We start from the raw sequence: 25,889 nt of genomic DNA on the forward strand, positions 1-25,889 counted from the left end.
ATGCAGAGCGCCTCCCTGTGCGGTGAAGGCTTGGAGCATTGACGACGATGCCTCGACGTGGTTTGATCTCGATCAGCCGTAATCGACTATCGATTGGAAAGATCAATGAAGATCCGACGGATGGTTGCCTTCGCAGCCGCGGGTGCTGTCGCAGCCGGCGCTCTCTTGGGCGGAGTCATCGCTCCCGCAGCGAGTGCCGGCGTACTCGGGAGCTCGCTCCACGTATCGACATCGGGGGATGATGCAGGGGACGGCTCCTCGTCGTCCCCGTTTCGCACGATCCAGCACTGCGCCGATGTCGCCCGTGCGGGTGACACCTGTGTGATCCGCGAGGGCACTTATCGAGAGACGGTGACACCGCAGCGAAGCGGCACCGCGATGTTGCCGATCACCTTCCAAGCTGCGGAGGGTGCCCGTGTCGTGATCGACGGCTCTGAACAGCTCGACGGATGGGAGCCGGTGACCGCATCGGACCTCGCGGATCTTGTCGTGGCCGATCCGAGTCTCGAGGGCTCGGAGTTCGCGAGCTCCGTTGAAGGGGGCACCGTGTTCCGCGTGGACGTGGACTTGCCCGCGGGTCTTCCAGGTCAGCAGATCTTCATCGATGACGCTATGGCACCGGAGGCTGCCTGGCCGCACGCCGGCGATGACCCGGCGCACGCGGCGAAAGCACACGCCGACTGGGGTACGCAGACGCAGCTTGGCGATGATGCTCTGTCGCAGCCCGAGGGCTACTGGGTCGGTGCACGGCTGCTGTCGCACAACTGGTTCGTGAGCGAGACGGGACGAGTGACATCGTCATCGCCGGGCTCCGTGACCGTCAACACTCTGCCAGCCTGCGTAGGCCTGAGCCCGAACACGACGAACTACTACGCACTTTCGGGCAAGCTCTCCCTCATCGGGCGTGACCGGGAATGGCACTACGACGATCAGGCAGATGCTCTTTACGTGCGAGTTCCCGGTGGCGACCCCGCCTCCGTCAAGATTGAGGCGAAGCAACGTGAGTTCGGATTCGACCTCTCTGCACGCTCCCACGTAAACGTCATCGGGCTCAGCCTGAAAGGCACGAGTATTCTCACTTCGTCAACGACGTCCCACGTCGTACTCGACGGACTCTCCGCGCGGTATGTCTCTGAGTACGCCGACCTCGTGATCGACCCCAACACGGTCACCCCCTCGGACCCCTGCGATGTCTTGACCGCCGGAGAGACGACCAGCGGCATCCAGCTTCACGGCTCGGACAACGTCCTGCGCAACTCTTCGATCGCGTACAGCGCCGGTAACGGCGTCGTCGTGACGGGGGAGCGCAACAGCGTCCTGAACAACGTCATCACCGATACCGACTACATGGGCAGCTACGCGGGCGGCGTCAACGTGTTGGGTACCGATAACACGGTGATGCATAACACCATCGCCGGCACGGGGCGCAGCAGCATCAACATCGACAACAAGGTTGCGGGCTACGACGCCTCTGGCCACCGCATCGCGTACAACGACATGAGCCACTACGGAAAGCTCGTGCACGACGTGGGCGCGGTTTACGTGTGCTGCCGGGTGGACCTCGGCGACACTCTCATCGACCACAACACCATGCGCGATGCGGCGCCTGTGTCGACTGTTGCTCCCGCCCCAGGGGTCTACCTCGATCTGGAGACCATCAACGGAGTGGTTGCCGACAACGTGACGTGGAACCGAACCACCTACGGGGTCGTGTTGATCAATCCGAACGGCGGTCACGCCTCAGGCACGAAGGTCATCAACAACACCAGCGGCACCGACCGCAAGGCGCTGAGTCTCTTCGGCGGCACGTACGAGGGCATCGAGGTCACGAACAACCTCGGTGACGTCGACAGTGCAGCGGGTGTGACCCTGACAACCAACCTGCCCAATCAGGAGGCCGATTTCACGAACCCGGCGACGCATGACTTCACCGTGGGTGAAGGATCCTCCGCACGCAACGGCGCAACCCCGCGCCCTCCCTACTCGGACGGATCCACAGACGCCGGGCCGACAGTGGGCGCGTACCAGTTCGGAGCGCCAACCTGGCGGTCCGGGGCGACGCTCGTAGGCGGCACGGTCGAGGCTGAGTCCTACACAGCGTCATCAGGCACGTCGACCAGGGCCGGTGCGAGCGGCACGGTCGTCGGTAGCTTCGACGGGGGCGACTGGGTGTCCTACAGCGGAATCGACTTTGGCGCCGGGCGCGACCTCATGCGCCTCAACGTCGCGACCGACGACCCATACGAGAACCAGACCTTCGAGGTCCGTATCGACGCAGCGGACGGTCCTGTGATCGCGAACTTCCGCGTCGATTCGACCGGTGGATTCGACCGATTCTCGGAGCAGTACACGAGTATCGTTCCGACCTCTGGAGTGCATGATGTCTACATTCGCTCGATCGGCTGGGCGGGGATCGGCGATGTCGATGCCTTCTCATTCCTCAACACAGGTACGCAGCTCGAGGCGGAGAGCGCGGCCCTCAGGATAGGGACTTCGACGGAAAGCGGGGGAAGCGGCGTCGTGGTCACGAGGATCGACCGCGCGAACGTGCTGCTGTTCCGCGACGTCGATTTCGGAGCTGGCCGCACGGAGTTCGCTGCGTCCCTCGCAACAGATGCCGCGGGGGTGAAGTACGCGATCAGTCTCGACTCGCCTCTGGGGACGAAGATTGGCACCCTGAACGCAACGTCCACCGGATCCACGGTCCGGTTCGAGACGCAGGAGGTCGCGGTCACAGCGACCTCCGGAGTTCACGACGTCTACCTCATTCCATCGGGCGGGCGAAAGCTGGGTTCACTCGATTGGATCGCGTTGCGCTAGTCGAGCTGATGCGACGGCAGGACCCAGGGGTGTCGGGGACTACCGTCGACGCCGGGCTCATCGGGGCCATCGACTGGCTAGAAGCTGATTGTGAGCCGTTCTCGAGTCGAATGACTTATCGCCGACCGCACCCGACATGGCTACGGTTTCCGGATGAGAGATATCGACCCGAAGGCGGTCCCAAGCGGCACGGGGTGCGTGGACTGCGACAATGTGGGCTCGTGGTGGGTGCACCTCCGCCGCTGCGCGGCATGCGGCCACGTGGGATGCTGCGATAACTCCCCGAATCGCCATGCGACAGCTCATGCTGCGACCACGGGCCACCCACTGATCCAGAGCTTCGAGCCGGGGGAGGAGTGGTTCTGGAATTACGACAGTGAGCAGTACGTCGACGGACCGGTCCTTGCTCCGCCCCAAAGTCATCCCGATGGCCAGCCCGCCCCGGGGCCGGCCGGTCGAGTGCCCGCTGACTGGAGGCAGATCCTGAGGGCCCAGGGCGCGTAAATCGTCATTGACGGTGAGCGGGTGAGAGCACCGAATCGAGTCGATTGACCTACGCCGACAACCAGCGGCTGCGGGATAGTCGGATCATGGAGCACAAGAAGAAAATCGTCGTTGTCGGCGGCACCGGACTGGCGGGGTCTGCAGTGGTGAGGACCCTCTCCGAGCAGCCCGTAGACCTCGTCGTAGCGTCTCGGGCCACTGGGGTGAACTCATTCACGCGCGCGGGTCTTGAGGAAGCGCTTGATGGAGCGGAGGTCGTCATCGATGTCACCAACTCCTCCTACACCGATGAAGCGGCAGCTCTCGAATTTTTCGAGGTGTCGAGCTTGAACCTGGTGAACGACGGACGCGCAGCGGGAGTCTCGCATCACATCGTGCTCTCCATCGTCGGGGTCGAGAAACTGGCGAATTCCGAGGGCGGCTATTTCCGAGCAAAGGCTCTCCAAGAGCGAATCGTCGCAGAATCTGGGGTGCCCTACACGATCATCCACTCCACACAGTTCTTCGAGTATCTCCGCAGCATCGCAGCGTTCGCGACGCGTCAAGGGCGGGTGACTGTCCCCGACGCGCTGGTCCAACCAGTGGCGGTCGAGGAAGCCGCGAAGGTGATCTCAACGGTCGCGTTGTCTGAACCTCGCAACGGGGTACTCGAAGTCGCAGGTCCGCAACGCGGCCGGCTGAAAGACTTCATCCGCTTCGATCTCGCCTCGGTTCTCGACGATAGGCAGGTCGTCGCCGACGCCTCCGCGACGTACTTCGGAGAACTTCCGACGGACGATCTATTCCCTCCGGGGCCGTCCGCTCAGCTGTCCGACGTGACGATCTCGGAGTGGCTCGAAACTGCGCGCGCGGCTCAACCAGACCTGTTGCATGTGAGCTGGCCCTTCCCGTGAGATCGAACCCCCAGAGATCGGAAGAATGATGTCCACACAACATGAAGCCCCTCTTCCGGAGGACGTGGAGCAGGGCGTCCTGATTGCCGGCGCGATCCCCGGAGGCGACCCCGCGGTACTCCATCACGCAAGCGCTCTCGCTCAGGCGATGGGTGTTCCACTGCTGGTCGTGCATGTCGATACCACCATCGAAATCGACCTGCCCGATCCTGATGGCTACGTCCGTCCTGTACTCGAGGCGCTTCGGCGCGGCGAAGCGGATCTTGAGATCGTTCGCAGAGAGGCGAAGTCAGTTCTCGAGCAGACAAGTGTCGAGTGGACCGTGGTCCAGGTGGCCGGTGATCCGGCGATGGCTTTGCATCATCTTGCTGAGCGCTACCACGCGTCGATGTTCGTTGTTGGTACTCGGCGCGGCGACATCGGAGACGCCGTTCGTGAATTCTTGGACGGCTCCGTGGCGTTGCGCCTCACTCGCCATCAGTCTCGCCCGGTCGTGGTGATTCCGACAGGGGTCATCCACCCCTGGCGTAGCGAGGGCGACGGATGAGAAATGCCAGCGTGCGGCGCCGAAAGGGCCTGTGATGGAGACCCTGAATGAGGTGGTCCTCCCGTATGCGGAATGGCAACCCACGAAAGAGACGATCCACAGGTACCTGCAGATCGTAGGGAAGCTGCGCCTCGCCGTCAGCCCGAGGAGAAATCACTGGTGGAATGTACCGTTCCATGTGACGGCTTCGGGTATCACTACTCGCCCGATGGGCCGAGACCCGGTGTTTGCGATCGACTTCGACTTCATCGATCACCGCTTGATCGTGGCCACGAATCACGGGTCTCGAAGTTCCTTTTCTCTCCAGGGACTGAGCGTGGCAGAGTTTCACGATGCGCTCGTCCACGCGATGCTTGCGGTGGGTGCGGACCCGTTCCCCATATTGCTGTCCCGCCCGTTCGATCTCCCGGATAGCGACCGTCAGTTTCGAGTCGACGACGAACATCGCTCCTACGATCCTTCAGCTGCCGCAACTTACTGGCGGGTGCTCGCCGACGTGAACATCCTGTTGGAGGAGTTCTGCGGCCGATACTCCGGAAAGACGAGTCCGGTCCACCACTTCTGGCATACCTTCGACATCGCAGCGACACGGTTCTCGGACGCCATCGTGGAGCACGGCGGCGGCGTCGACCCCGTCACACGAGAGGCCTATTCGCGCGAGGTCATGAGTTCGGGCTTGTGGTTCGGTGACGCAGAGACACCAGAGCCGACGTTCTACGCGTACACATCGCCGGAGCCAAACGGACTGTCTGACCAAGCGCTGCCCGAGGGCGCGAACTGGCGGCCTCGAGGCGGCGAGCACCTTGCGGTGTTCCCGCTCTCCGCGGTGCAGCGCACTGGCGACGTCCGAACGGCCGCGTTGGAGTTCTGGGAGGTCGCTTACCGCGCCGGTGCGATGCTTGCCAACTGGGACATCGATCGGCTGTCCTGCCCCGATGGGGTGACTGATCCGTTACTGCGCATCTCGGGCGCTTCGACTGCGGCGCCGCTCAGGGCGTCCCGCAGCTGAGCTCTCGTCGTCACGCCCAGTTTCGGGAACAGCCGATACAGGTGCCCCGCTACGGTTCGCGGCGACAGGAACAATCGCCGACCAATCTCCTTGTTCGAGAAGCCGGCGGCCGCCAACTCGGCGACGCGCGCTTCCTGCTCCGTGAGAACGGACACCACGTCGTCGAGTGGTTCCCTTGTGGTGGTGCGCAGTTCGCGCTGGACACGGTCGACCCAGGCCACCGCTCCGATGTTCTGGAAGTCCATCCTCACTCGTAGCAGCTGATGCCGCGCCTCAGTGATGCGTCGCACGCGGCGAAGGCGTTCTGCGTAGACGAGCCGTAGACGAGCGGCCTCGTACACAAACGGCAGACCTTCGGCCTCAAGAAGAAGCCCCTCCATGCGTTCCAAGGCGTAGTCGTTGTCGAGGATCGCCTCGCAGGCCTGGAGGACGAAGTCCGCACGAGTCGAGCGGAAGGTCTGCATCAAAACCGTCGACTCTTCCAGGCGCTTCTTCGCTTCCGAGATCATGTCGATCTTCGTGGCGAAGTCAACAAAGTCGAAGACCTCGATCGGACCGTAGGGGCCGACAGTGAGACTGAGGTGGTCTGGTCGACGCGTCAGCAATAGAGCCAGGGCAACGTCGTAGTTCCCTCGTGACCCTTCGAGCAGAATGATCACCGATTCAGTTACGGCGCGAAGGCGGTGCGCACGGCGTATTCCTGGATCGGAGAGCACGCGTTCCACACGCTCACCCGCTCGATCGCGTTCACCACGGAAGGCTTCGACAACGGCCAGCATGGTCTCCGCGTTTAGAGCCAGGAGATTGCTTTCGATTCGACGAGCAAGAGTGAGCGCGTCAGCAGCCGTCTCTTCTGCCGCCGTCCAGAACTGCGACTGGATCTGCACGTGCGAGAAGAAGGTGGTCCGGATCAACCCCGCAAGCGCGTTGGGTGAGGTCCTGCCGACCCGTTCTGAGGTCGCATGCCCGGCCAACCTCATCGTCTTGAATGCGTCAAGGACGTCCGCGATGCTTTCAACCACCTCCACCCAACTCCGTCTTCTGTCTGGCTGTGCGTCAGAGATGCGAGTGACATCGGGGGCGTTGACCGCTGACATCGTGGCTGCGATGCGGTTCAAGGTCGGATGTACTTCGTTGACCTCGGATGCGACCGTCTCGATGTACTCGCCCCACCCAGACTCCTGAGGGTCCACCATGCAGCGCAGCGCGAGAACCGTCAAGCATTGGTTGCGGATGTCTGGGTCGGTCACTTTGCCCAGCGTCGCATGAAGGGTGCGATGCGCCGCTTGCATGTCGTCCTCATGAAGAAGCTGGATGAGTGCACGGGCGGGCGCGGTCCAGGTCAACAGGCCGTCGCCCTCGCCTAGAGCCGCACCCCGTGCGATCAGCCGGCGGGCGAGGCCAAGGTCGCCTTCGAAGGCGGCGACGTTGGCGGCTCGAGCGACCAGCAGCGCTATCTCGATAGGTTCCGATCGCTGTTCGGCCGCGTCTAGCAGCCAAGCCACCGCCCATGACGGGGCTCCCGCTCGTTCGAGGTGCGCGCCAGGGTCGAGGGCAGCGATACTCGCGCCCTCGAGCAGAGCGTCGCTGACTTCCGTCGGGTTCGCGGTGGCGAGTGCGACCACGCGGCGCGATGAATCCGCGGTATGGAGCGCGCCATCCTCCCGACGCAGGATGAAGCCGATCTGGACAGCTTCCTGCTCTTGCGCGGTCTCCACAGATGGTCGTGGAGCCGACGTCGTCGCAACACGCAAGATGAGGGATCGCGCTTCCGGGCTCGCATCGCGGAAAGCGCGGACCGCCTGCTGATCAAGGTCGAGAGACGAGGGCTGCGGGATCTTACCGGTCCAGGCCGTGGAGATGAGCTCGTCCGGCGGAGATGCCGGAAGGGGGTGCTCGGAGCCGTAGAGGTCGAGCATAAGACGCACGGCGAGCGGTGACAGCTTCGGGAAACGGCTGCCGATGGAAAGTATGTCGCTCATACAAGCAAAATAGAAAAGATTGATGTTCCGCACATCACACGTATTCCGGGCGCGTTAACATGCGTGCGGCACCAGCGAGCAACGGAGAGAAAAATGAGCGACGACGAAGCCGTAGTTGGCTCGGATGGTGTGGCTACAAGCATCCGCGGCAGGGATACAGAACTCGCGCGGCTGCGGCACGCCGTGAGCGCGCTCCGCGAGGGAAAATCCGCGCACGTGCTCGTGCTCGGCGAGCCCGGGGCTGGTAAATCGACGCTGCTCGACTTTGTCTGCGACGCGGCGCGCGCGGCGTCCATACCTGTGGCACTCGTGCGGGCCGGAGGAATCCCATCGGCGGGCGTGGCAGCAACGCTCGCCGAGGCGCTTTCGGCGCCGAACGTGGCGGCCATCGATACGGCTACCGCCACACAGATGGATTCGTCCGTCGAGCTTCGGTACTGGTGGGTTCAGGAACTCGAGGCCGCGATTGAGAGACTTGCGCAACCGGTTCTGGTCGTAATCGATGATCTGCAATTCGCTGACGAGCTCACACGCCTTGCGGCCCGTGCGCTGCCGTTGCGACTGGGACGCTCTCCGGTCGCTTGGGTAATCGCTCAGCGCACCAAAGATTTCGAGCAACGCTCAACTCACAGCCGTGGCGATAGCGCAGCTCTCGAGGATGCCATAGTGCTTCCGCGGCTGGACGAGCATGCAGTGTCCGAGGTGGCAGCAGACATTCTCGGAGGTGCGCCCAACACAGAGATCAGGACGCTGCTAGCGCATGCCGACGGGCTTCCTTTGCGCGTGACGAGCTATGCGCGCGAGCTACGCGACGCCGGCGTAACGCAGCTTAGTGAGGGGGTCGTTTCTCTCGCGGTCGACTATGCGGGGGAGCACGAGGATTTCGCGGACCCCGTCGAGCGACGTTTCGGGCTGCTTAGCTTGCCTGCTCGTCAGCTCGCCCTGTCTGCGTCGGTCCTCGGGCTGCAGTTCACTTTGACTGAGGTGCTCGCACTTACCGGTCTGCGGGCGGGGCAGATCCTCGAGCCAGTAGAAGAGCTCCTTCGATCGGGAATTCTGCATGATTCTGGTGGAGCTCTCGAGTTCGAGCATGAGATTGTGAGGAGTGCTGCGGAGGCGCAGCTGGACGAGGGGAAGCGCAACCTTCTGCGTCGTGCAGCGTATGCCCTGAGTAGGGACGACGGCGGTCGCCCCACCACCCTGGGTCAACGTGCGCTTCGCGCTGTCGAGCACACCGAGTTCGAGGAGGAAGGAGCGCCGTCGCGCGTCGACGCGCTTGCGATCGTAGAGGACGCGCTGACCATCGTCCTCGATGAAGATGCATCTCTGGCTGCAGATCTCATCGAACGGCGTCTGCAGCTGCTCGATGTATCGGGAGCTGGACTGCGGGCGGCGATGGCCGACGCGATCCCCGTGATGCTGCACGCTGGGCGAATGGCCGAGGCCCGTGAGCTCGCTCGTCGAGGGATCGCCGCGAATATGGACCCTGACGAAGAGGTAGCGGCCCGTCTCGCTCTTGCTCAGCTGACAACGCTGGATGAACCGCGCGCAACCCGCGAGAACCTCGATGTCGCCCTGCGGTTGCCGGTCAAGTCTCCAGTTTTGAAGGCGCGCCTGGCCGCACTCAGCACCCGACCGTATACCAGTGACTATCTCTACGATGCGCTGGAACTGGTGCTACCGGCGGTTCGCGAAACCGTGCTGGCAGCCAAAGACGATGTTGCGCTCTCGACGTTCGAGCATGTGGAAGCGATCGCGGCGTTCCACCGACACGAGTGGGCGTTCGCGCGTGAGGCGATCAGCAGAGCTGAAGAACGAGGCCAGCGCACGGGCGGATCAGAGTCATGGTTCGCAAGTCTCATCAGGGTCTCGTTGTTGAGATGTGTGGGACGTCCGCTAGATGCACTGCTTTCGATCGATCGAGAGATCCGAGCAGCGGACGAGCGACGGCAGGCGCTGGCACTCCTGCATCTGCAACTGGTGCGGGCGAACATCCTTCTCGACCTGGGCCGACTCGATGAGGCAGAGATTCAAGCTGAGGCGGTGCGCGAGCTGGGTGAAGACATCGGTGCCGAGTGGACGGTAGATGTGGGGGCCGTATCGATACTTGCGCAGATCGCTGTGCATCGCGACACCCCAGATGTGAGGGACAGACTTGGTCCAGCGGCCGCGCGGTTCGCTGAGGACAAGGTAGCCAGTCAGCGCCTCGGCGGTGAGTGGACTGAGATGCTCCTCGCTGATATCGCAGGGGATCGGACGACGATCGAGATGCGGACGCGCGGAGACCATTACAGGTCGCGTATCCTCGGGCCGCCAGTGGGCGGCGCGTCAGACGTCCTCGACGACGTGTACTTCACGCGGCTGGTACTCGAGAACGGGATGCCGGAGCGGGCGCGCAAGGTCGAGAGCATGGCGCGCGAGCGCGCGCGCATCACCGAGGCTCCGATCGCGCACGGGGTGTTGGACCACGTCGTAGGTCTGATTGATGGAGACCCGCGACGACTTGAGTCTGCTGCCAGGGTGTACAACGAGATCAGTCGCCCGCTGGCGGAGGCTGCGGCATGGGAGGACCTCGCTGTTGCACAGAGCGTCGGCGACTCCGTAGCCTCGGCCGACGCGCTCCGGCGCGCTCACACGCTGTTGTCGTCTTGTGACGCCACCCGATCGCTGGCTCGCGTCGAAGGGCGACTGAGAGATTTGGGGGAGCGCCCCCCGGTCCGTGTCAGTACACGGAATGCCCTCGGTCTGACGGCCGCAGAGCAGCGAATCGTAGATCGCGCGGTAAGAAACGAAACCGCGGCTGAGATCGCGGCGTACCTTTACCTCTCCAGGAATACGGTGACCGCGCACCTCCGTCGCATCTACGCCAAGCTCGATGTGAGATCACGACAGCAAATGATCGAGGTCGTCAGGGCCCATGGCGTCGCCCCGCGGTGACGCCGCCTCATGCCATTGACGTAACTCGTCGCGCGAACTGATCCCAAGCTTGATGTAGACGCTTCGCAGATGCGCCACGACTGTGTGGCGCGAGAGCAAAAGGTCTGCAGCGATCCGCGTCATGGAGGGCCCAAGGACGGCGCGTTCAACGATCTCCTCCTCCATCCAGGTCAGACCGCGGCTGCCGTGTGTCTCTCCGGTCGGAGACTGCCGGATCGTGCGCCCGCTCGCGCGCAGCTGTCGTCTCATTCGTGCCGCACGTCGGGTCGCGCCGGCGCGGTAGTACAACCGGTGCGCTGACTCCAGATCAGGTACGCCCGATCGTGCGGCAAGCCTCTCAGAGAGCTCGCCGGCGGAAGCGAGCGCATCCGCTTCCAGCAACGGGCGCGTGAGGCGTTGCCACAACGCAGCCGCTGTCCTCAGCTGATCGGGCCGACTGAACATAAGCCCCTCCACGTGCGCAGCGATCGCCCGGGCGATCGCTGCTTGCGGGTTTTGCCGTTTACGCTCTTTCGCTGAACGAAGGCATCGCTCAGCCAGATCTGAGTACTTCAGGTTCACGCAGGTCTGCATCAGGAACACGTCGTCCTCGGGATCAGTCCAGGGCAGCACCTCGTGTCCGTGCTCAAGGGCGGCCCTCAACTCCGACGCGGCGATCGTGATCGCGTGCTCCTGTTCGAGCTCCTCTGCTAGGAGAAGTCGCCACGTGGCGCGCCGAACCGCGGCGTCGTCGTTCCCCGCTGCAGGCGGGGCGAGGAGCTCGTCGACCTCTGCGAGCATTTCGCGATCTCCTCGGAATAGTGCGGCATGCAGCTTGGTCCGGATGGCGACAGACTGCATTCTGTCCTCGATGCGAGGCGCGTCAGAGTCCTGAGGGTGAAGAGGAAAGGAAGTTGCGTGATCCAACCGACCGAGCGACATCTCGACGGATGCCCGAAGAGCTGCGAGCGGGCGGAGTACGACCGTCTTGCCTTCGGTGTTCGCACGGGCAGCGACGTCGTCGTAGAGGGCGAGCGCTCCCGCCGAATCACCAAGAAGATGTTGCACGTGCCCCTGCCACAGAGCCGGAATCCCCCAGTAGCCGAGCGGTATGTCTGCGGACCGTAGCCGAGCGACAGCAACCCCAGCCAGGGCCCTGGCCTCATCGAAGTGCGAGGCCTGCATCCGGGCGGACGATAGCGCGAGGTGGAGAAGGCCCAGAGACTCGGAGTCCTCCAAGAAGGCCGCTGCCACAAGCGCTTCGGGAGCCTCAGCGGAGACTATCTCGTCGAATCCCAGACGGGCGAGGTAGAACATCCGAAGCGCGCGCAGCCTGATGTGCGTCGCAGAGTCCGCGGCCGCGAGTGTGAGGCCTTCTTCGGCCAGACGAAGGGCGTCCTTGGCGAGTGGCTCGATCCTCGCGAGCCACACCATGCCGTGTGCATCGAGTTCGTCATTGGTTCGACCGATGAATACGCGCGCCACAACCTCCACGGCCTTTTGTGTCTGCGAGGTCTGCCAAAGCAGCATCAGTAGGGAATCGGCTACCGGTCTCATGCGGGGATCGTCGTCGTCGGGGAACAGGGACATCGCGTGCTCCCCGAACTGAATCGCCTCACGCGGACTCACGTCTTTCAGTTCGTGCATGGCATCGACCGCCATCTCGCGTAGCCCGGTGTCGATGCTTCTGTTGCGGCTCAGAGAGAGATTGGTCCCCTCTTCAAGGGCTTCTCCGAGAAGGAGCGCTGCGGGTACACCTCGATCTCGCAACGCCCCGACAATCTCTCGACGCAGACCGATGCGGACGGCAGGAGAAAGGCTCTGCTCGGCTTCCTCTGATGTGAGTCGGCTGGCAGGTAGGACCAGCTCTCCTCTGTTCCACAACAGCCCGCGTTCGACCGCGGCGCGAACATTGATGCGAACCTCGGTTTCGCTGGTAGCCATCAACACACTGAGGACCTCCACCGAGAGCGCAACCGGTGCGACGGCGGCGAGGGCAACTAGCGCGTGAGAGTGGGCGGGCAGCTCGTGAGTCCCGGCAACTGGCTCGCGGCCATTCGCTCCGGACGCAGCCGCATCCGTCGGCGAAAGTCGCGTTGTCTCCATCACTGCCCAGACCGCGTGCCTGGGGCCCTGCCGTCGCGAGAGCGATCGGTACACCTCGGCGATGACAGGGTCCTCGTTCGAGGGGGGCGAGACGATCAGCACTGGCTGATCTCTGGCGAGATCATCGAGCGCCTCCACGATCATCCTCGACAAAAGACGCTGGTTATGGTCCAAGAGACGCCAAAGCGGAACAGCGGCAAGCGGGGTCGGCAGGAACCGGTTGATAGCGAGAAGAAGACTGCCGCCCGCTATGAGATGGCAGTCTGAATCGTCGTCCGCACGAACAACATTCGCACCCGAACCAATCGCGGCGTCAACGAGCACCCCGGTATCTGTCAGGCCCGGGGGAGCGGTGAAGACCCCGCCTGCTCCCGAGATGAGCGCGCTCAGAACATCGCTCGTCCAGCGAGCGAGCCCATCCTCGGGTGCCATCATGCGTTTGTCAGCGGTCCGTCCCGACCGGCGCATCGATCCCGTCGCGGGACCCTACGATCTCCGCAGTCGGCAATGCCTCACGAAGCTGCCGGCGATCAGCGTCGCTCAGAACAATGGATGCCGCCTTGACGTTCTCCTCGAGTCGGCGGCGGTGGCGCGTACCAGGAATCGGCACAACGCCCTCGGAGATCACCCATGCGAGAGCGATCTGGGCGACGGATGCGCCGTACCCCTGCGCAATTGACTCGACCTTGTCGACAAGGCGCCTGTTCGCTTCGAACGCATCCGGTTGGAAGCGAGGAAGGCCACGCCGCGCGTCACTCGGATCAAGGTCGTCCAAGGACTTGACTCCGTCAGTGAGAACTCCTCGACCGAGCGGAGAGAAAGCCACGACGCCGATACCCAGTTCGTCGGCGACGGCCTTCTCATCGTTCACGAGCATGTCGCGCGCGAATAGCGAGAACTCGGACTGCACGGCAGCAATCGGATGCACTGCCTGAGCGCGTCGAAGAGTGGGCGCTGATGCTTCGGAAAGCCCAATGTGGCGAACTTTCCCCTCTTCCACCAACTCAGCAAGACCCCCGACGCTCTCTTCGATTGGCACCGCTGGGTCGACGCGGTGGAGATAGTACAGATCGATGACGTCCATCCCCAGGTGACGTAGCGAGCGTTCGCACGCGCGACGGATGTATTCCGGGGTGCCGTTGCGACCGTGGATCGTGCCATCGTCGTCCGTCTCTGCTGATGCCTTTGTTGCGATGATGATCTCGTCGCGGCGGTTGCCGAGCGCCCGACCGATCAGCTTCTCGTTTTCAAAGGGGCCATAGGCTTCGGCAGTATCGATCAGAGTGACGCCGAGATCGACGGCGCGGTGCAAGGTGGCAATCGCCTCGGTTTCGTCCGTGGCGCCGTAGTAGGCGCTCATTCCCATGGCGCCCAGGCCGATCGTCGATACGCTCAGCCCGTCGCCGAGATTGAACTCCCTCATTTGATCCTCTTTTCATTCTGCGATGTGGCCCGGTGTTCGACCACGTCGCGGTAGGCGTCGATCTTCGTCTGCAGCGCTGCGAGGTGACGGTGGGTTCGGGTCAGCACGTCAAGGACGGACTGGCGATGCTCCTCGAGCACCCTCAGCCTCTCCGCCTCCGACCCTTCGCGACGGGAGAGATCGGCAAGCACCCGCATATCTCCGATCGACATGCCTGTCTCTCGGAGCATGAGAAGACCATTGATCCACTCCATGTCGTGTCGGCCGTAGCGTCGATGGCCGGAGGGGTCTCTGCGAGTCGGGTCAAGCATCAACCCTTCGCGCTCGTAAAAACGAAGCGCTTGAACGCTGAGTCCCGTCACCCGCGCAACCTGGCCGATCGTCAAGCCGGCATCTGGGATGTCGACGTCGATCGTCGGCAAGGTGATCGCGTGCATGTTCCTATCCTGAAACCTATAGTGCGGTAGAGGTCAAGTCGTGAGACGCATCGAATGTCGGGTGAAGCGTGCGCCGCACACAAATAACGCGCGGCGCACGCCCCAGATCACCGTGTGGCGTGGAAGGCCGAGAGGATCGTCTTCGCCACAGCCGCCGGCTGAGACACGGCGAGTGCATGCGACGCGCCATCGATCACCGTCGCCTCGCGCGCCCCCGCACGCTCGGCGAGGAAGGCGATCGCTTCAGCGGGGATGTTTCGATCAGCGCCGGCGTAGATGAACCACGACGGCACGGACTTCCACCCGGGCTGCGCTGCGGGCAGCGGTTCGTTGAGCGCTGTTTCGGTGATCGGCCTCTGAGTCTGGGCCATGAGTCGCGCGGTGGCATCGTCCACGTCAGCACAGAACTGTGCGTGGAAGACGTCCTCGCGGATCGTGAGGTCCACCTGCCCTGACGTCAGGACGTTCGGCTGCAATGATTCTCCCAGGGTGCTCCCGGGGAACTTGCCAGCGAGATCGGCCGCGGATTCGCCGGTGTCAGGAGCGAAGGCTGCGACGTAGACGAGCGCGCGCACGTTGTCTACGAGCGACGACGCCTCCGTGGCGACGACTCCGCCGTAGGAGTGCCCGACGAGCACCACCGGGCCATCGATCGAGCGGATGACATCCGCCACGTACTCGCCGTCGGAGGTGACCGAGCGAAGCGGATTCGCAGCGGCGATCGCGTGGACTCCTTCAGCAGCGAGGAGCGAGATGACGTCGTTCCAGCTGGCGGATTCGGCGAAGGCGCCGTGGATGAGTACGACAGTTGCTTCCTGAGACATGGTTTAGTCCTTCCGGTTGGTGCCGAGTGCTTTGCGGAGTACGTGGACGGCGACGCCCACGGCCGCGGTAGACGCTGCGCTTGTGCGCAGCGGGTTGAGCATCATGAAGTCGTGGATGATGCCGTTGAATCGAATCGACGTCGTGCGGACGCCTGCCTCGATGAGCCGGCGGGAGTACGCCTCACCTTCGTCCCGCAACACGTCGTTCTCATCGACGATGACCAGCGCTTCCGGCAGACCGTTCAGTTGCTCGATGCTCGCCCGCAGGGGCGACGCGGTCACCTCGTTGCGAACCTCGAGATCCGGAGCGTACGCGTCCCAGAACCACGCCATCGATTTGGCGGTGAGGAAGGGCCCGTCGGCGAACTCGGCGTAGCTGGCGGTGTCCTGTCCGGCATCCGTCACGGGGTAGTACAGCGACTGGTGCACGAAAGAGATCTCGCCGCGCTGTTTGGCGAGGATGGTCACTGCGGCCACCATGCATCCGCCAACGGAGTCTCCCGCGATCGCCATCCGCGAGGAGTCGATTCCGTGCGCATGACCCTCGGCAGTGAGCCACCGGGCCGTCGCGTACGCCTGCTCGATGGCGACGGGGTAACGAGCTTCCGGCGAGCGGTCGTATTCCACGAACGCGACGGCAGCATGGGCCCCGACCGCGAGCTCACGTACGAGCCGGTCGTGCGTTCCAGCGTTGCCCAGGATCCACCCGCCACCATGGATGTAAAGCACGACGGGGAGTTCGCCGGTCGCGCCTTTCGGGCGGACGAGGCGGACCCGCACGTCACCGACCTTCGCGAGAACGGTGACCCATTCCTCGTCGATCTCGTGCTTGTCGATCGGCGCCGACTGCACGTCGTCGAGAACTTTGCGTGCCCCCTCCGGACCGAGCTCGTACAGGAACGGAGGTTTCGATGTCGCGTCGGCAAAGGCTTGCGCTTCACTCTCAAGGACATGAGGTTTCATGACAGAACTCCTTCAGTCGGAATATCACTCTCTGAAACGAGGGCGTGAGCCGATCGTGCTCCTCGCGGGGTCTTGGAGGAGAGAGTCGAATGACTCAGGCGAGTCTGCTCAGAGTTCCATCCAGCCACTGCGCTTCCTCGGTACGGAGCGGATTCCTAGGTACGAGGTCACTGCGCCGGCGAACATCAGTGCAGCGGTGACGATCGCAGCGCGATGAAAACCGTCGAGGTCCAACGTTCCGCCGACGACAAGGGCGAGCAGCGCAACGACAATCAGTCCCGCCACGCGGGAGACGGCGTTGTTGACCGCTGATGCGATGCCGGATCGGTCCGATCGGGCTGCACCCAGGACTGCAGACGTAAGTGGCGTGACGGTGAGGGCGAGTCCCAATCCGGTCAGGATCATGCTGGGCAGCATCTGCCACCAGTACGAGAACTCCGCACCCACGGTGAGCAGAAGCAAGGCGCCGAACCCCATGAAGGCCGGCCCGACGGTCATGAAGATTCGTGGACCCCAGCGCCCGCTGAGGACGCCGATGCGTGAGCTGAGGAAGACGAGAAGTAGAGTCATCGGCAAGCTGGCAAGCCCGGCCAAAGTGGCCGGAAAGCCTGCGTTCTGCTGCAGGTAAACAACGACTACGAATCCATTGAGTGAGATCCCCGCGTAGACGAACGCCGTTGTCAGGTTACCGGCCGTGAAGTTCCGCTTTCGGAACATATCCAACGGAAGGATCGGTTGCGGCGTGTGAGCCTGGCGGAAGATGAAAGCGATGAACAAGATCGCACCGCACGTAAGTGGTATCCAGATGGCGGGGGCGTCCCAACCGAGCGTAGGTTGCTCGATGAGCGCGAACACCAATGCGCCGAGGCCTAGAGTGCAAAGGGCGGCGCCGATCCAGTCGATTCCGGATCCTCGTTGCGGGGAGTCTCTCAGGCGACCGCGCGCGAGCAAAGCAAGCGTCGCAGCTATGGGAACAACGTTGACCACGAACGCCCAACGCCACGAGAGTAGATCCACGAAGACACCTCCGATGACAGGGCCGACGATCATGGCGGCAGTGGTCATCGCAGTCCAGATTCCGATAGCCCTCCCTCGGACCGCCCCGGAGAAGTTCGACGTTATGAGCGCCAGAGAACTCGGAACGAGAAATGCCCCGGCTGCGCCCTGAACAGCGCGCGCGACGATGAGGAACTCCGCGGTCGGCGCAAGCGCGATCCCAAGCGACGCGATCCCGAAACCGAGAAGGCCAATGCGAAGAACAAGAACTCGGCCGAAGACATCACTGATCGAGCCAGCAACGAGTATGAGCGCGCCCAGAGTGATCAGGTAGGCGTCCACAACCCACTGCTGCGTACGCAGGCCGCCGCCGAGCTCTTCGCTGATTGATGGGAGCGCGACATTCACGATCGTGCCATCCAGGAAGGCCACGAACGAACCGAGTACTGCAACCCAGAGAACAAGCCGCTGAGTAGAGGTCAGCGGCCCTGGGGAGAGTGGGGTTGAGTCAGCGGAGGTGGCGGTCATGGCGATCACGGTAGCCCGACGCCGCCCGTGCGCGGTGCGTGTCAGCTACTCGGCTGAGTCGAATGACCTAACCCTGGATCGGAGCGGACCAACACACTTGCAAAGTGGATCGAATCATGAAGATCAAGAGCCTGGCGATGAACGCACTCATGCGCACGAGGTCGTCCTTGTGAACACGCCGCTGAATGCGACAAACCGCATCCATGCGGGAGAGCTTTCCATCGCATACGTCGATGAGGGCCGGCATGACGCGGAGCCGGTTGTTCTCCTCCACGGTTTCCCCTACGACATCCATAGTTACGACGACGTCGTCCCCCTGCTCGTCGAAGCCGGCTTCAGGGTCCTCGTACCGTACCTGCGCGGACACGGCCCGACGACGTTCCTGAGACCGGACGGCCCTCGTTCAGGCCAACAGGCTGCGCTCGGCGCCGACCTGCTCGCGTTCATGGACGCCCTGGGGCTCGACAAGCCGATCCTCGCCGGGTACGACTGGGGCGCACGCGCGGCCTGCGTCGTCTCGGCACTTTGGCCGGACAGAGTGCGCGGCCTCGTGTCGGTCAACGGGTACCTCATCCAGGACATCGCGACCTCTCAGTTGCCGATACGTCCGGACCTCGAGGCGGGGCTGTGGTACTTCTGGTACTTCAGCACAGATCGTGGACGCGCCGGACTATCAGAGAATCGCAAGGCGATCGCCGAGGTGATCTGGAAGCGGAACTCCCCGGAATGGCATTTCACCCGAGACCACCTCGACCTCGTCGCAGAGTCGTTCGAGAACGCCGCATACGTCGACGTCGTCATCCATTCGTACCGGCATCGGTTGGGGCTCGTCCCCGGAGATCCTCAATACGAGGCGATCGAATCGGAACTCAGCAAACGACCGGTGATCACGGTACCCACCGTCACCCTCGACGGGCAGGCAGACGGGAATTTCCCCGCGACCGACGGAAGTTCCACCGCTCACCTGTTCTCCGGGCCCCGCGTGCATCGCCAGGTCCCGCGGGCAGGCCATAACCTCCCGGCAGAATCCCCGCGCACCTTCGCGGAAGCCATCCGCGATGTCGCCGACCCTTCCGGACTCGGCCAGGGAACCCCATGGCTGTCGCAGAGCAATCACAGAGCAAGGAGCATGAAATGAAGATCGTCGTTTTCGGAGGCACGGGCCGCATCGGATCGCAAGTGGTGGATTTGCTCCGTGAGGAAGGTCACGAGGTTGTCGTCGCGGCCGTTCCAGAGGTGGACGCTCTGAAGGGCACGGGCATCGCAGCAGCGCTCGCGGGCGCAGATGTCGCCGTCGATGTGACAAACGCCATGATCTTCGACGAAGAAGAGATCGTCTCGTTCTTCACGACGACCAGCCGCAACATTCTTCAGGGAGAGATCATGGCTGGCGTCGGTCGCCACGTCGTGCTCTCCATCGTCGGTGTCGATCGCATGAATGCGACCTCGTACCTGGCCGGCAAGGTCGCTCAGGAGCGCACGGTGGCTGAAGGCGGAGTCCCATACACGATCGTCCGTGCCACTCAGTTCCAGGAGTTCCTCCCGGGGATCGCAGACATGAGCACCGTCGACGGTGTTGTGAGAGTGCCCCCGATCCTTCTCCAGCCCACAGCAGCAATCGACGTCGCACGAACAGTCGCAGACGTCGCGGTTCACGATCCCGGCACCACCGTCGTCGAGGTGGCGGGGCCGGAACGGGCACGGATGTCCGAGTTCATCGAAGAGGCGCTTCGTCGCGCAGACGACGAGCGCACGGTGGTTGAGGATCCGGAGGCGTTGTACTCCGGCGTCTTCCTCCCGGAGGACGGGTTGGTGCCGGTCGGCGACGCGCGGATCGGTGAGATCTCGTTCAACCTGCGCGGACAGAGCTGACCGATGAACGGGACTTCGAAAGTGGGCGCGCTTCAGTACTCCGCCCTGATCGCAACCGTCATCATCGCCGTGGTTGTGGGAGTCTGGTCCTTCGCGTTCCCGCAGTCGTTCTACGACCATTTCCCTTCCGTTCTCGGGGAGTGGATCTCGCAAGACGGCCCGTACAACGAGCACTTGGTGAGGGACCACGGGGCGATGTACCTCGCTCTCGGAGCAGCCAGCGTGGCGGGATTCTTCTGGCGCGAGCAGGCTGTCTACCGAGTATTGGGTATCGCGTGGACCGTCTTCGGCGTTCTGCACTTCTCGTACCACGTCACCCACCTCGGCCACATGTCAGCCTCAGACGCGACCAGCCAGGTCATCGTTCTCATCGTTGCGGTGGTGCTCGGCGTCGGACTGTTCATCCCGCCCCGGGCGCGACGGTCGAAAACCGGTGGCTGAGCGATGAGGATCGCCATAGCCGGAGGAACAGGCACAGTCGGGAGTCACGTGTCGCGAATCGCTGCGGAGCGGGGGCACGAAGTCGTGGTTCTCGCGCGCAGCCGAGGAATGGACTTCTTGACGGGCGCGGGGCTGACGAAAGCCCTCGAAGGAGTGGACTGCGTCATCGACGTATCCAACATCACGACGCTTTCCGCTGTAACGGCGACACAGTTCTTCGTTGCCGTCACAGGAAACCTCGAAACGGCCGAGACGGAAGCGGGCGTGGGACACCACGTACTGCTCTCCGTGGCTGGTATCGATGCGATCAACTCGTCGTACTATGCGGGCAAGCTGGCACAGGAGCATGCCGTGCGTGCAGCTCGGACTCCTCACACGATCGTGCGGACTGCGCAGTTCCATGAGTTCGCCGAGCAAGTCGTCCGGCAGACATCATTCGCCGGTCTTGCCTTAGTCCCGAGGACTCTTACTCGGCCGGTCGCTGCTCGAGACGTCGCTCGCAGACTCGTGAATTCCGCCGAGGCGGGGCCGCGCGAGAGCCTTCCCGATCTTGTCGGCCCGAAGGACGACACGCTCATCAGTATGGTGCGGCGAATGATCGAGTTCGACGGCGCTTCAAGAAAAGCCATCGAACTGAGACTCCCCGGTCGCTATGCGCGCGGGCTTGCCTCTGGTTCCTTGCGCGGATCCGCTGATAGGGAACAGTCCGCGCTGACGTTCAATAAGTGGCTCACCACCCCAGACCACACCCGGAGCCATTGAAGAGCTGAGCCGCACGGCAATGGGGCGATCGAACGGGCTGTGAACGAGGAAAGCAGAGGTGCGACCGATGGATCAGGTGGTTATCGCTTTCGGTCTACTTCTCGCGGTGGTGGCCGCTTTCGTCACGAATCGCCTGCCGCCGGTCCTCGTTGCAGCCGCCGTGCCGATCGCGCTGTGGGCAACCGGGCTGTTGACGCTGGAAGAGTCGTTCGCTGGTTTCGGAGATCCACTCGTCATCTTCATCGCTGCCCTTTTCATCGTCGGCGAAGCACTCGTTGCCACCGGTGTGACGGCATGGCTTGGTAAGCAGATTCTGAGGCGGGCGGGGAGACGTCGTGGTCGTCTCACACTCGTGATCGGTTTCGCAGCCGCATGCTTGGCTGCTTTGATCAGTATCAACGGCGCCGTCGCCGCGCTGCTCCCGATCGTGGTTGTCGTCGCGGTTCGAGCGGGCATCGTGCCCTCGAGGATGCTGATTCCACTTGCATTCGCCGCGAGCGCCGGCTCCCTCCTCACACTCACCGGCACTCCCGTAAACGTCGTCGTATCCGACATCGCGGCACAGTCCGGTGGACGCGAGTTCGGCTTCTTCGAGTTCGCGCTGGTGGGTGTTCCGCTCGTCGTTTTGACGATCGGCTTCACGGCTGCGCTGGGAGGGACCCTGCTGCCGCATCGAGTGGCAGAACGTCTCGACGAACAGGCGAGCGATCCCGAGGAGAGCGCTAGAGCATGGGGCGCAACGTATGACGTGGAGGTGAGACCTGGCCATCATTTCGGTCCGGATGAGGGTGTCATCGAGATCCTGATCGCACCTCGATCAACACTCATCGGACGCCGTGTGAGCCCGGGTATGCGCACCCGGGATGAGAACTTGGTGGTCTTGGACCACAGCAGGTTGGGCGACGGCAGAGCATCGGATCCTGATACTGACGGTGTCGTCCTCCGTGCTGGTGATTCGGTGCTTGTCCATGGGCCTTGGGAGTCATTGCACCGCTACGCGGCATCGTCAGATGTCATCGCCGTGACGTCCCCGCGATCGCTTCAGCGTGGTGTCCCTCTCGGACATGGCGCTCGTCGTGTGCTGACCATTCTGGTGACGATGATCGTGCTTCTTGCAACCGGACTCATTCCGGCCGTGATGGTCGGACTACTCGCCGTCGGCGCGCTAATCATCACTCGAGTCCTCACACCGCTTCAGGCGTTTCGCTCGGTGTCATGGGAGTCGGTCGTCCTCATCGCCTGCATGATTCCCTTGTCAACCGCGTTCATCGCCACCGGGGCGGCCGATGTCGTCGCGACCGGTCTTCTCGCGCTGGTCGGGACCGCCGCCCCACAGCTCGCATTGCTGGCGATCTGCATCGTGACGGTTCTGTTGGGGATGTTCATGTCGAACGTCGCGACGGTACTTGTCGTCGCGCCTGTGGCCGTCGCTGTCGCCGCCACACTTGAACTGAGCATCCTTCCGTTCATGATGGCGTTGACTGTCAGCGGCGCGGCGGCTTTCTTGACCCCGGTTTCTACGCCCGTGAATCTCATGGTCATGCAGCCGGGCGGATACCGCTTCGGCGACTACTGGAGGGCAGGGCTGCCGCTGACGGTCCTGTACGTCGCTGTCGCCGTCCTCTACGTTCCGCTCGTCTGGCCGTTCTGACGCACCGTGCTCACATCTGCGGCGGCTGCGTCGTCACATATTTGAGAGAGAGAAGGTAGCACCGTGAAGGACATCGTGATCGTCGGCGGCGGGTATGCGGGTTTTTACACCGCCTGGAAGTTGGAGAAGAAGCTCCGCTCGAGCGAAGCACGCGTCACAGTCATCGACCCTCGGCCGTACATGACGTATCAGCCCTTTCTTCCCGAAGTGGCCGCGGGCTCAGTGGAAGCGCGTCATGTCGCAGTTCCACTGCGACGGCACCTTCGACGCACGCGACTCATCGCCGGAGCCGTCACGCGAATCGATCATGCGTCTCGCACCGTGACCGTCACTCCCAAAGACGGCGGACCGTTTCCGATCAGCTACGACATCATCGCGGTAACCGCCGGTGCCGTCACTCGTACTTTCCCCATCCCAGGTCTTCTCGAGGAGGCGATTGGGTTGAAGCAGATCGAGGAGGCGGTCGCAATCCGTGACCACATCATGACGGCCTTCGATCGAGCGTCTGTTTTGCCGGCGGGACCAGAACGCAGCAAACTCCTCACCGTCACGTTCGTTGGCGGCGGCTTCTCCGGCGTCGAGGGCTTCGGGGAGACGTTGTCTTTGGCTATGGCTCTCCTGAAGTCTTACCCTGAGCTCGCCCCCACCGATATCGCCTTCCATCTCGTCGAAGCACAGGGCCGGATTCTCCCTGAGGTGACCGCAGGCCCGGGGCGTTGGGTAGTGCGTCACCTGGAGAAGCGCGGTGGCCGGATCCACTTGAACGCTCAACTGCAGTCTGCTGTGGGTGGGCACGTCGTGCTCTCCACCGGCGAGGAATACGACAGCGGACTCATCGTCTGGGTCGCAGGCAATGCAGCGAACCCGGTTGTCGCGACTCACACCGATCTGCCTCTCAACGAGCGCGGTCTCGTACGCGTTCGAGCCGACCTCCGCGTCGAGGACGCCGACGGTGTCGTTGTCACGGACGCGTGGGCAGCCGGCGATGATGCGGCTGTGCCCGACCTGGTGGCGCCGAGGGCAGGAGCGCTTGCTGTCCCGAACGCTCAGCACGCTGTGCGCCAGGGCAAACGTCTCGCCAAGAACCTCATCGCGACGCTCCGAGGGCAAGAGCCGACTGACTACGTCCACCACAACCTTGGCGTCGTCGCCACCCTCGGGCTGGGGCGGGGAATCTTCCAGTACAAGAAGATCGTCATCACCGGATTTCCGGCATGGGTGATGCACCGCGGTTATCACGTGTTGGCGGTTCCGACGTGGGAGCGGAAGTTCCGCGTGCTTCTCATCTGGATCAGTGCCGTCTTCGCGGGTCGCGACATCACCTCCCTCGCGTCTGTGAAAGACCCTCGCCGCGCCTTCCTCACCGGTGGGAAGGTGGACGAGTGACGGCCAGTGGGGATCCTCATCGCATGTCCGAGCCAGATGGGCAGGACGAGAGTCTGCTCGATGTCTTCGCGGAGCGACGACGACTCGTAGCGATCGGCTACCGCATGCTCGGAACGATCGCCGAGGCAGAAGATGCCGTGCAGGAGACGTACATCCGCTGGTACCGGATGACTGATGCGGAACGAGCCGCGGTCGCCAACAAGCAAGGATGGCTGACACGGGTCATGAGCCGAGTCTGTCTCGACGTCCTCGGTTCCGCACGCGTTCGGCGGGAGAAGTACATCGGCGAATGGCTGCCGGAGCCTGTTCCCTCCGACTTGTTCTCGGGCCACGCGCTTGCGGCATCGAGCGCGAACGCGGATCCGCTGGACAAGGTGTCTCTCGATGAAGAAGTCAGCACGGCGCTGTTGATCGTCATGGAGAGTATGACTCCCGCGGAGAGGGTCGCCTTCGTGCTGCACGACGTCTTCGCCGTGCCGTTTGATGAGATCGCCACCATCGTCGGACGCAGCACTCCGGCCGTCCGGCAACTAGCCGCTTCAGCACGTCGACGTGCACGCGAGCACGATGTCGTTCCCGGTCGCACACGCGAGCACGACGAGGTCATCGTGGCTTTCGCGGCAGCATGCGCGGACGGGGACCTGGTGCCATTGATGGCGATGCTGGACCCGTCTGTCACCCTCCGGGCAGATGGCGGAGGGATTGTGAACTCTGCCCGCCGTCCGGTTCTCGGAGTGTCGAACGTGGCCCGCTTCATGATTGGGATGCTGCAGAAGCGGCCGTCGCTCGTCATGGATCAGCAGAGGACCGGTGACGGCATCGCTCTCGTGATGAGAGATCAAGGGCACCCCAGAGGCGTGATGAACATCAAGGTCAGAGGCGGCTTGGTTACCGACGTATGGCTCCAGGTCAATCCCGCGAAGCTCAGCGCGTGGCGAGCGAGGCACTGACCTCACAAAACCGCGCCCCGGATCGTCATGATGATGAGCCGACAGGTGTCGGACGGGAAGGGAACATCCAATGAAGATCCTGATCATCGGCGGCAACGGACATGTCGGCACACGCCTCACTGCGCGCCTCCGCGAACTCGGACACGAAGTCACGGCCGCCTCGCGCGGGAACGGTGTCGACGCTCTCACCGGTCGAGGCCTGGGAGAGGCGATGGAGAACGTTGACGCCGTCGTCGACGTCCTCAACACGATGGAGATGGATGCCGCGGCAGCGACTGCTTTCTTCCGTGGAACCACAGAACGCGTCCTCGCCGCCGAGCACTCTACCGGCGTACGCCACCACGTGCTGCTCTCCGTGGTGGGCGCCGACCGCGCGCTCGCGAACGGATACTACGCGGGCAAGGTCTCTCAGGAAGACGCTGTCCGCGACGGCGACATCCCGTTCACGATCGTCCGCGCAACTCAATTTCATGACTTCGTGCCGACGATCGCCGACTGGCTCACCGTCGACGGAGCGGTCAACGCGCCGCGGATGAAGCTTCAGCCGGTTGATGTGGACGACGTGGTCGAGCTGCTGGCTGAGATCGCTCAGGGCGCACCGCTCAATGGCACCGTCGATCTGGCCGGGCCAGAAGTTTTCACTCTCGACGAGCTCCTGCGCTCGTCGCTTTCGCTGGCAAACGATGAACGTCCGGTCGTGACGGTAGAGGGTACGGCTCTCGGCGCTGACGCTCTTGACTCCCTCGTGCCGCTCGGAGACCATCGCAGCGGCAAGACCCGCTACCCGTCCTCGACATCGCTGTGAGGCGAACGCCAGTTATCCGGAATAGATTCCGGATAACTGGCGTTTCCAGTTCATGTCCGCATGACGCGGCCACT

At 63.2% G+C, this 25,889-nt stretch carries 20 protein-coding genes and 1 pseudogene; 14 read left to right on the forward strand and 7 right to left on the reverse strand.

Translation table 11 applies throughout. The features are described 5' to 3' along the window. The first annotated feature begins 813 nt into the window (after positions 1–813). The 5 genes from AB0P11_RS05065 to AB0P11_RS05085 all read left to right on the forward strand — a co-directional run bounded on the left by AB0P11_RS05065 (position 814) and on the right by AB0P11_RS05085 (position 5,773). Complete coding sequence (locus tag AB0P11_RS05065) at positions 814–2,820, forward strand: carbohydrate-binding protein (protein WP_363520279.1); 2,007 nt, start codon at positions 814–816, stop codon at positions 2,818–2,820. A 153-nt stretch (positions 2,821–2,973) separates the two neighbouring features. Beyond that, positions 2,974–3,324: a UBP-type zinc finger domain-containing protein gene (locus tag AB0P11_RS05070; RefSeq protein ID WP_363520282.1), complete on the forward strand. Its 351-nt coding sequence runs from the start codon at positions 2,974–2,976 to the stop codon at positions 3,322–3,324. An 86-nt stretch (positions 3,325–3,410) separates the two neighbouring features. Then, positions 3,411–4,217 (forward strand): SDR family oxidoreductase, encoded by an 807-nt coding sequence (locus AB0P11_RS05075; RefSeq protein WP_363520285.1) that lies wholly within the window; start codon positions 3,411–3,413, stop codon positions 4,215–4,217. Positions 4,218–4,242: 25 nt separating this feature from the next. Next, the gene (locus tag AB0P11_RS05080) at positions 4,243–4,764 is read left to right on the forward strand and encodes a universal stress protein (RefSeq protein ID WP_363520288.1); all 522 of its coding nucleotides are present in this window, start codon (positions 4,243–4,245) and stop codon (positions 4,762–4,764) included. 34 nt (positions 4,765–4,798) lie between these two features. Next, positions 4,799–5,773 carry a DUF5996 family protein gene (locus AB0P11_RS05085; RefSeq protein WP_363520291.1) on the forward strand — a complete coding sequence of 325 codons (975 nt, stop codon included), beginning with the start codon at positions 4,799–4,801 and terminating at the stop codon, positions 5,771–5,773. A 53-nt stretch (positions 5,774–5,826) separates the two neighbouring features. On the opposite strand, the pseudogene AB0P11_RS05090 reads toward AB0P11_RS05085, so the two are convergent. Next, positions 5,827–7,755 (reverse strand): annotated as a pseudogene (locus tag AB0P11_RS05090) (LuxR C-terminal-related transcriptional regulator); the annotation flags it as partial. 93 nt (positions 7,756–7,848) lie between these two features. Between AB0P11_RS05090 and AB0P11_RS05095 the strand changes: the two are divergent. Continuing rightward, on the forward strand, positions 7,849–10,692 hold the full coding sequence (locus AB0P11_RS05095) for an AAA family ATPase (protein ID WP_363520293.1): 2,844 nt from the start codon (positions 7,849–7,851) through the stop codon (positions 10,690–10,692). On the opposite strand, the gene AB0P11_RS05100 is transcribed toward AB0P11_RS05095, so the two are convergent. The 6 genes from AB0P11_RS05100 to AB0P11_RS05125 all read right to left on the reverse strand — a co-directional run bounded on the left by AB0P11_RS05100 (position 10,639) and on the right by AB0P11_RS05125 (position 17,948). Continuing rightward, positions 10,639–13,209 (reverse strand): helix-turn-helix transcriptional regulator, encoded by a 2,571-nt coding sequence (locus AB0P11_RS05100; RefSeq protein WP_363520296.1) that lies wholly within the window; start codon positions 13,207–13,209, stop codon positions 10,639–10,641. The two genes, AB0P11_RS05095 and AB0P11_RS05100, sit on opposite strands and share 54 nt — an antisense overlap. 10 nt (positions 13,210–13,219) lie before the next feature. After that, the gene (locus AB0P11_RS05105) at positions 13,220–14,200 is read right to left on the reverse strand and encodes an aldo/keto reductase (RefSeq protein WP_363520299.1); all 981 of its coding nucleotides are present in this window, start codon (positions 14,198–14,200) and stop codon (positions 13,220–13,222) included. Beyond that, a complete protein-coding gene (locus tag AB0P11_RS05110) occupies positions 14,197–14,637 on the reverse strand; it encodes a MerR family transcriptional regulator (RefSeq protein ID WP_363520302.1) in 441 nt (146 codons plus the stop codon). Before AB0P11_RS05110 ends, AB0P11_RS05105 begins: the two co-directional genes overlap by 4 nt. A gap of 107 nt (positions 14,638–14,744) precedes the next feature. Next, positions 14,745–15,461, reverse strand: coding sequence for an alpha/beta hydrolase (locus AB0P11_RS05115; RefSeq protein WP_320488615.1), 717 nt, complete (start codon positions 15,459–15,461; stop codon positions 14,745–14,747). 3 nt (positions 15,462–15,464) lie between these two features. Continuing rightward, positions 15,465–16,424, reverse strand: coding sequence for an alpha/beta hydrolase (locus tag AB0P11_RS05120; protein ID WP_363520305.1), 960 nt, complete (start codon positions 16,422–16,424; stop codon positions 15,465–15,467). Between the two features lie 108 nt (positions 16,425–16,532). Then, positions 16,533–17,948: an MFS transporter gene (locus AB0P11_RS05125; RefSeq protein WP_363520308.1), complete on the reverse strand. Its 1,416-nt coding sequence runs from the start codon at positions 17,946–17,948 to the stop codon at positions 16,533–16,535. Between the two features lie 169 nt (positions 17,949–18,117). Here AB0P11_RS05125 and AB0P11_RS05130 point away from each other — a divergent pair, with 169 nt between their 5' ends. From AB0P11_RS05130 to AB0P11_RS05165, 8 genes are all read left to right on the forward strand, one after another. Further along, positions 18,118–19,086, forward strand: coding sequence for an alpha/beta hydrolase (locus AB0P11_RS05130; protein ID WP_363520311.1), 969 nt, complete (start codon positions 18,118–18,120; stop codon positions 19,084–19,086). Then, a complete protein-coding gene (locus AB0P11_RS05135) occupies positions 19,083–19,820 on the forward strand; it encodes an SDR family oxidoreductase (protein WP_363520314.1) in 738 nt (245 codons plus the stop codon). Before AB0P11_RS05130 ends, AB0P11_RS05135 begins: the two co-directional genes overlap by 4 nt. Positions 19,821–19,823: 3 nt before the next feature. Then, the gene (locus AB0P11_RS05140; protein WP_285363249.1) at positions 19,824–20,261 is read left to right on the forward strand and encodes a hypothetical protein; all 438 of its coding nucleotides are present in this window, start codon (positions 19,824–19,826) and stop codon (positions 20,259–20,261) included. Positions 20,262–20,264: 3 nt separating this feature from the next. Next, positions 20,265–21,023, forward strand: a complete 759-nt coding sequence (locus tag AB0P11_RS05145) for an SDR family oxidoreductase (protein ID WP_363520318.1) — start codon at positions 20,265–20,267, stop codon at positions 21,021–21,023. A gap of 67 nt (positions 21,024–21,090) precedes the next feature. Next, the gene (locus AB0P11_RS05150; protein ID WP_363520320.1) at positions 21,091–22,674 is read left to right on the forward strand and encodes an SLC13 family permease; all 1,584 of its coding nucleotides are present in this window, start codon (positions 21,091–21,093) and stop codon (positions 22,672–22,674) included. Positions 22,675–22,737: 63 nt separating this feature from the next. Beyond that, the gene (locus AB0P11_RS05155; RefSeq protein WP_363520323.1) at positions 22,738–24,060 is read left to right on the forward strand and encodes an FAD-dependent oxidoreductase; all 1,323 of its coding nucleotides are present in this window, start codon (positions 22,738–22,740) and stop codon (positions 24,058–24,060) included. A 23-nt stretch (positions 24,061–24,083) separates the two neighbouring features. Continuing rightward, positions 24,084–25,010: an RNA polymerase sigma factor SigJ gene (sigJ, locus tag AB0P11_RS05160; protein WP_320488602.1), complete on the forward strand. Its 927-nt coding sequence runs from the start codon at positions 24,084–24,086 to the stop codon at positions 25,008–25,010. A gap of 70 nt (positions 25,011–25,080) precedes the next feature. Further along, on the forward strand, positions 25,081–25,815 hold the full coding sequence (locus tag AB0P11_RS05165) for an NAD(P)H-binding protein (protein WP_285363244.1): 735 nt from the start codon (positions 25,081–25,083) through the stop codon (positions 25,813–25,815). Positions 25,816–25,889: the final 74 nt, after the last annotated feature.

This window comes from Microbacterium sp. NPDC079176, from assembly GCF_040686675.1.
In the GTDB taxonomy this organism is placed as follows: Bacteria; Actinomycetota; Actinomycetes; order Actinomycetales; family Microbacteriaceae; genus Microbacterium.

Bases quoted from the DNA above. Each gene is read 5' to 3' on its own strand.
- AB0P11_RS05110 (WP_363520302.1), bottom strand. From the start codon at position 14,637: ATGCACGCGATCACCTTGCCGACGATCGACGTCGACATCCCAGATGCC.
- AB0P11_RS05125 (WP_363520308.1), bottom strand. From the start codon at position 17,948: ATGACCGCCACCTCCGCTGACTCAACCCCACTCTCCCCAGGGCCGCTG.
- AB0P11_RS05115 (WP_320488615.1), bottom strand. From the start codon at position 15,461: ATGTCTCAGGAAGCAACTGTCGTACTCATCCACGGCGCCTTCGCCGAA.
- AB0P11_RS05070 (WP_363520282.1), top strand. From the start codon at position 2,974: ATGAGAGATATCGACCCGAAGGCGGTCCCAAGCGGCACGGGGTGCGTG.
- AB0P11_RS05100 (WP_363520296.1), bottom strand. From the start codon at position 13,209: ATGGCACCCGAGGATGGGCTCGCTCGCTGGACGAGCGATGTTCTGAGC.
- AB0P11_RS05120 (WP_363520305.1), bottom strand. From the start codon at position 16,424: ATGAAACCTCATGTCCTTGAGAGTGAAGCGCAAGCCTTTGCCGACGCG.
- AB0P11_RS05075 (WP_363520285.1), top strand. From the start codon at position 3,411: ATGGAGCACAAGAAGAAAATCGTCGTTGTCGGCGGCACCGGACTGGCG.
- AB0P11_RS05080 (WP_363520288.1), top strand. From the start codon at position 4,243: ATGATGTCCACACAACATGAAGCCCCTCTTCCGGAGGACGTGGAGCAG.
- AB0P11_RS05095 (WP_363520293.1), top strand. From the start codon at position 7,849: ATGAGCGACGACGAAGCCGTAGTTGGCTCGGATGGTGTGGCTACAAGC.
- AB0P11_RS05085 (WP_363520291.1), top strand. From the start codon at position 4,799: ATGGAGACCCTGAATGAGGTGGTCCTCCCGTATGCGGAATGGCAACCC.
- AB0P11_RS05105 (WP_363520299.1), bottom strand. From the start codon at position 14,200: ATGAGGGAGTTCAATCTCGGCGACGGGCTGAGCGTATCGACGATCGGC.
- AB0P11_RS05165 (WP_285363244.1), top strand. From the start codon at position 25,081: ATGAAGATCCTGATCATCGGCGGCAACGGACATGTCGGCACACGCCTC.
- AB0P11_RS05145 (WP_363520318.1), top strand. From the start codon at position 20,265: ATGAGGATCGCCATAGCCGGAGGAACAGGCACAGTCGGGAGTCACGTG.
- AB0P11_RS05135 (WP_363520314.1), top strand. From the start codon at position 19,083: ATGAAGATCGTCGTTTTCGGAGGCACGGGCCGCATCGGATCGCAAGTG.
- AB0P11_RS05140 (WP_285363249.1), top strand. From the start codon at position 19,824: ATGAACGGGACTTCGAAAGTGGGCGCGCTTCAGTACTCCGCCCTGATC.
- sigJ (WP_320488602.1), top strand. From the start codon at position 24,084: ATGTCCGAGCCAGATGGGCAGGACGAGAGTCTGCTCGATGTCTTCGCG.
- AB0P11_RS05150 (WP_363520320.1), top strand. From the start codon at position 21,091: ATGGATCAGGTGGTTATCGCTTTCGGTCTACTTCTCGCGGTGGTGGCC.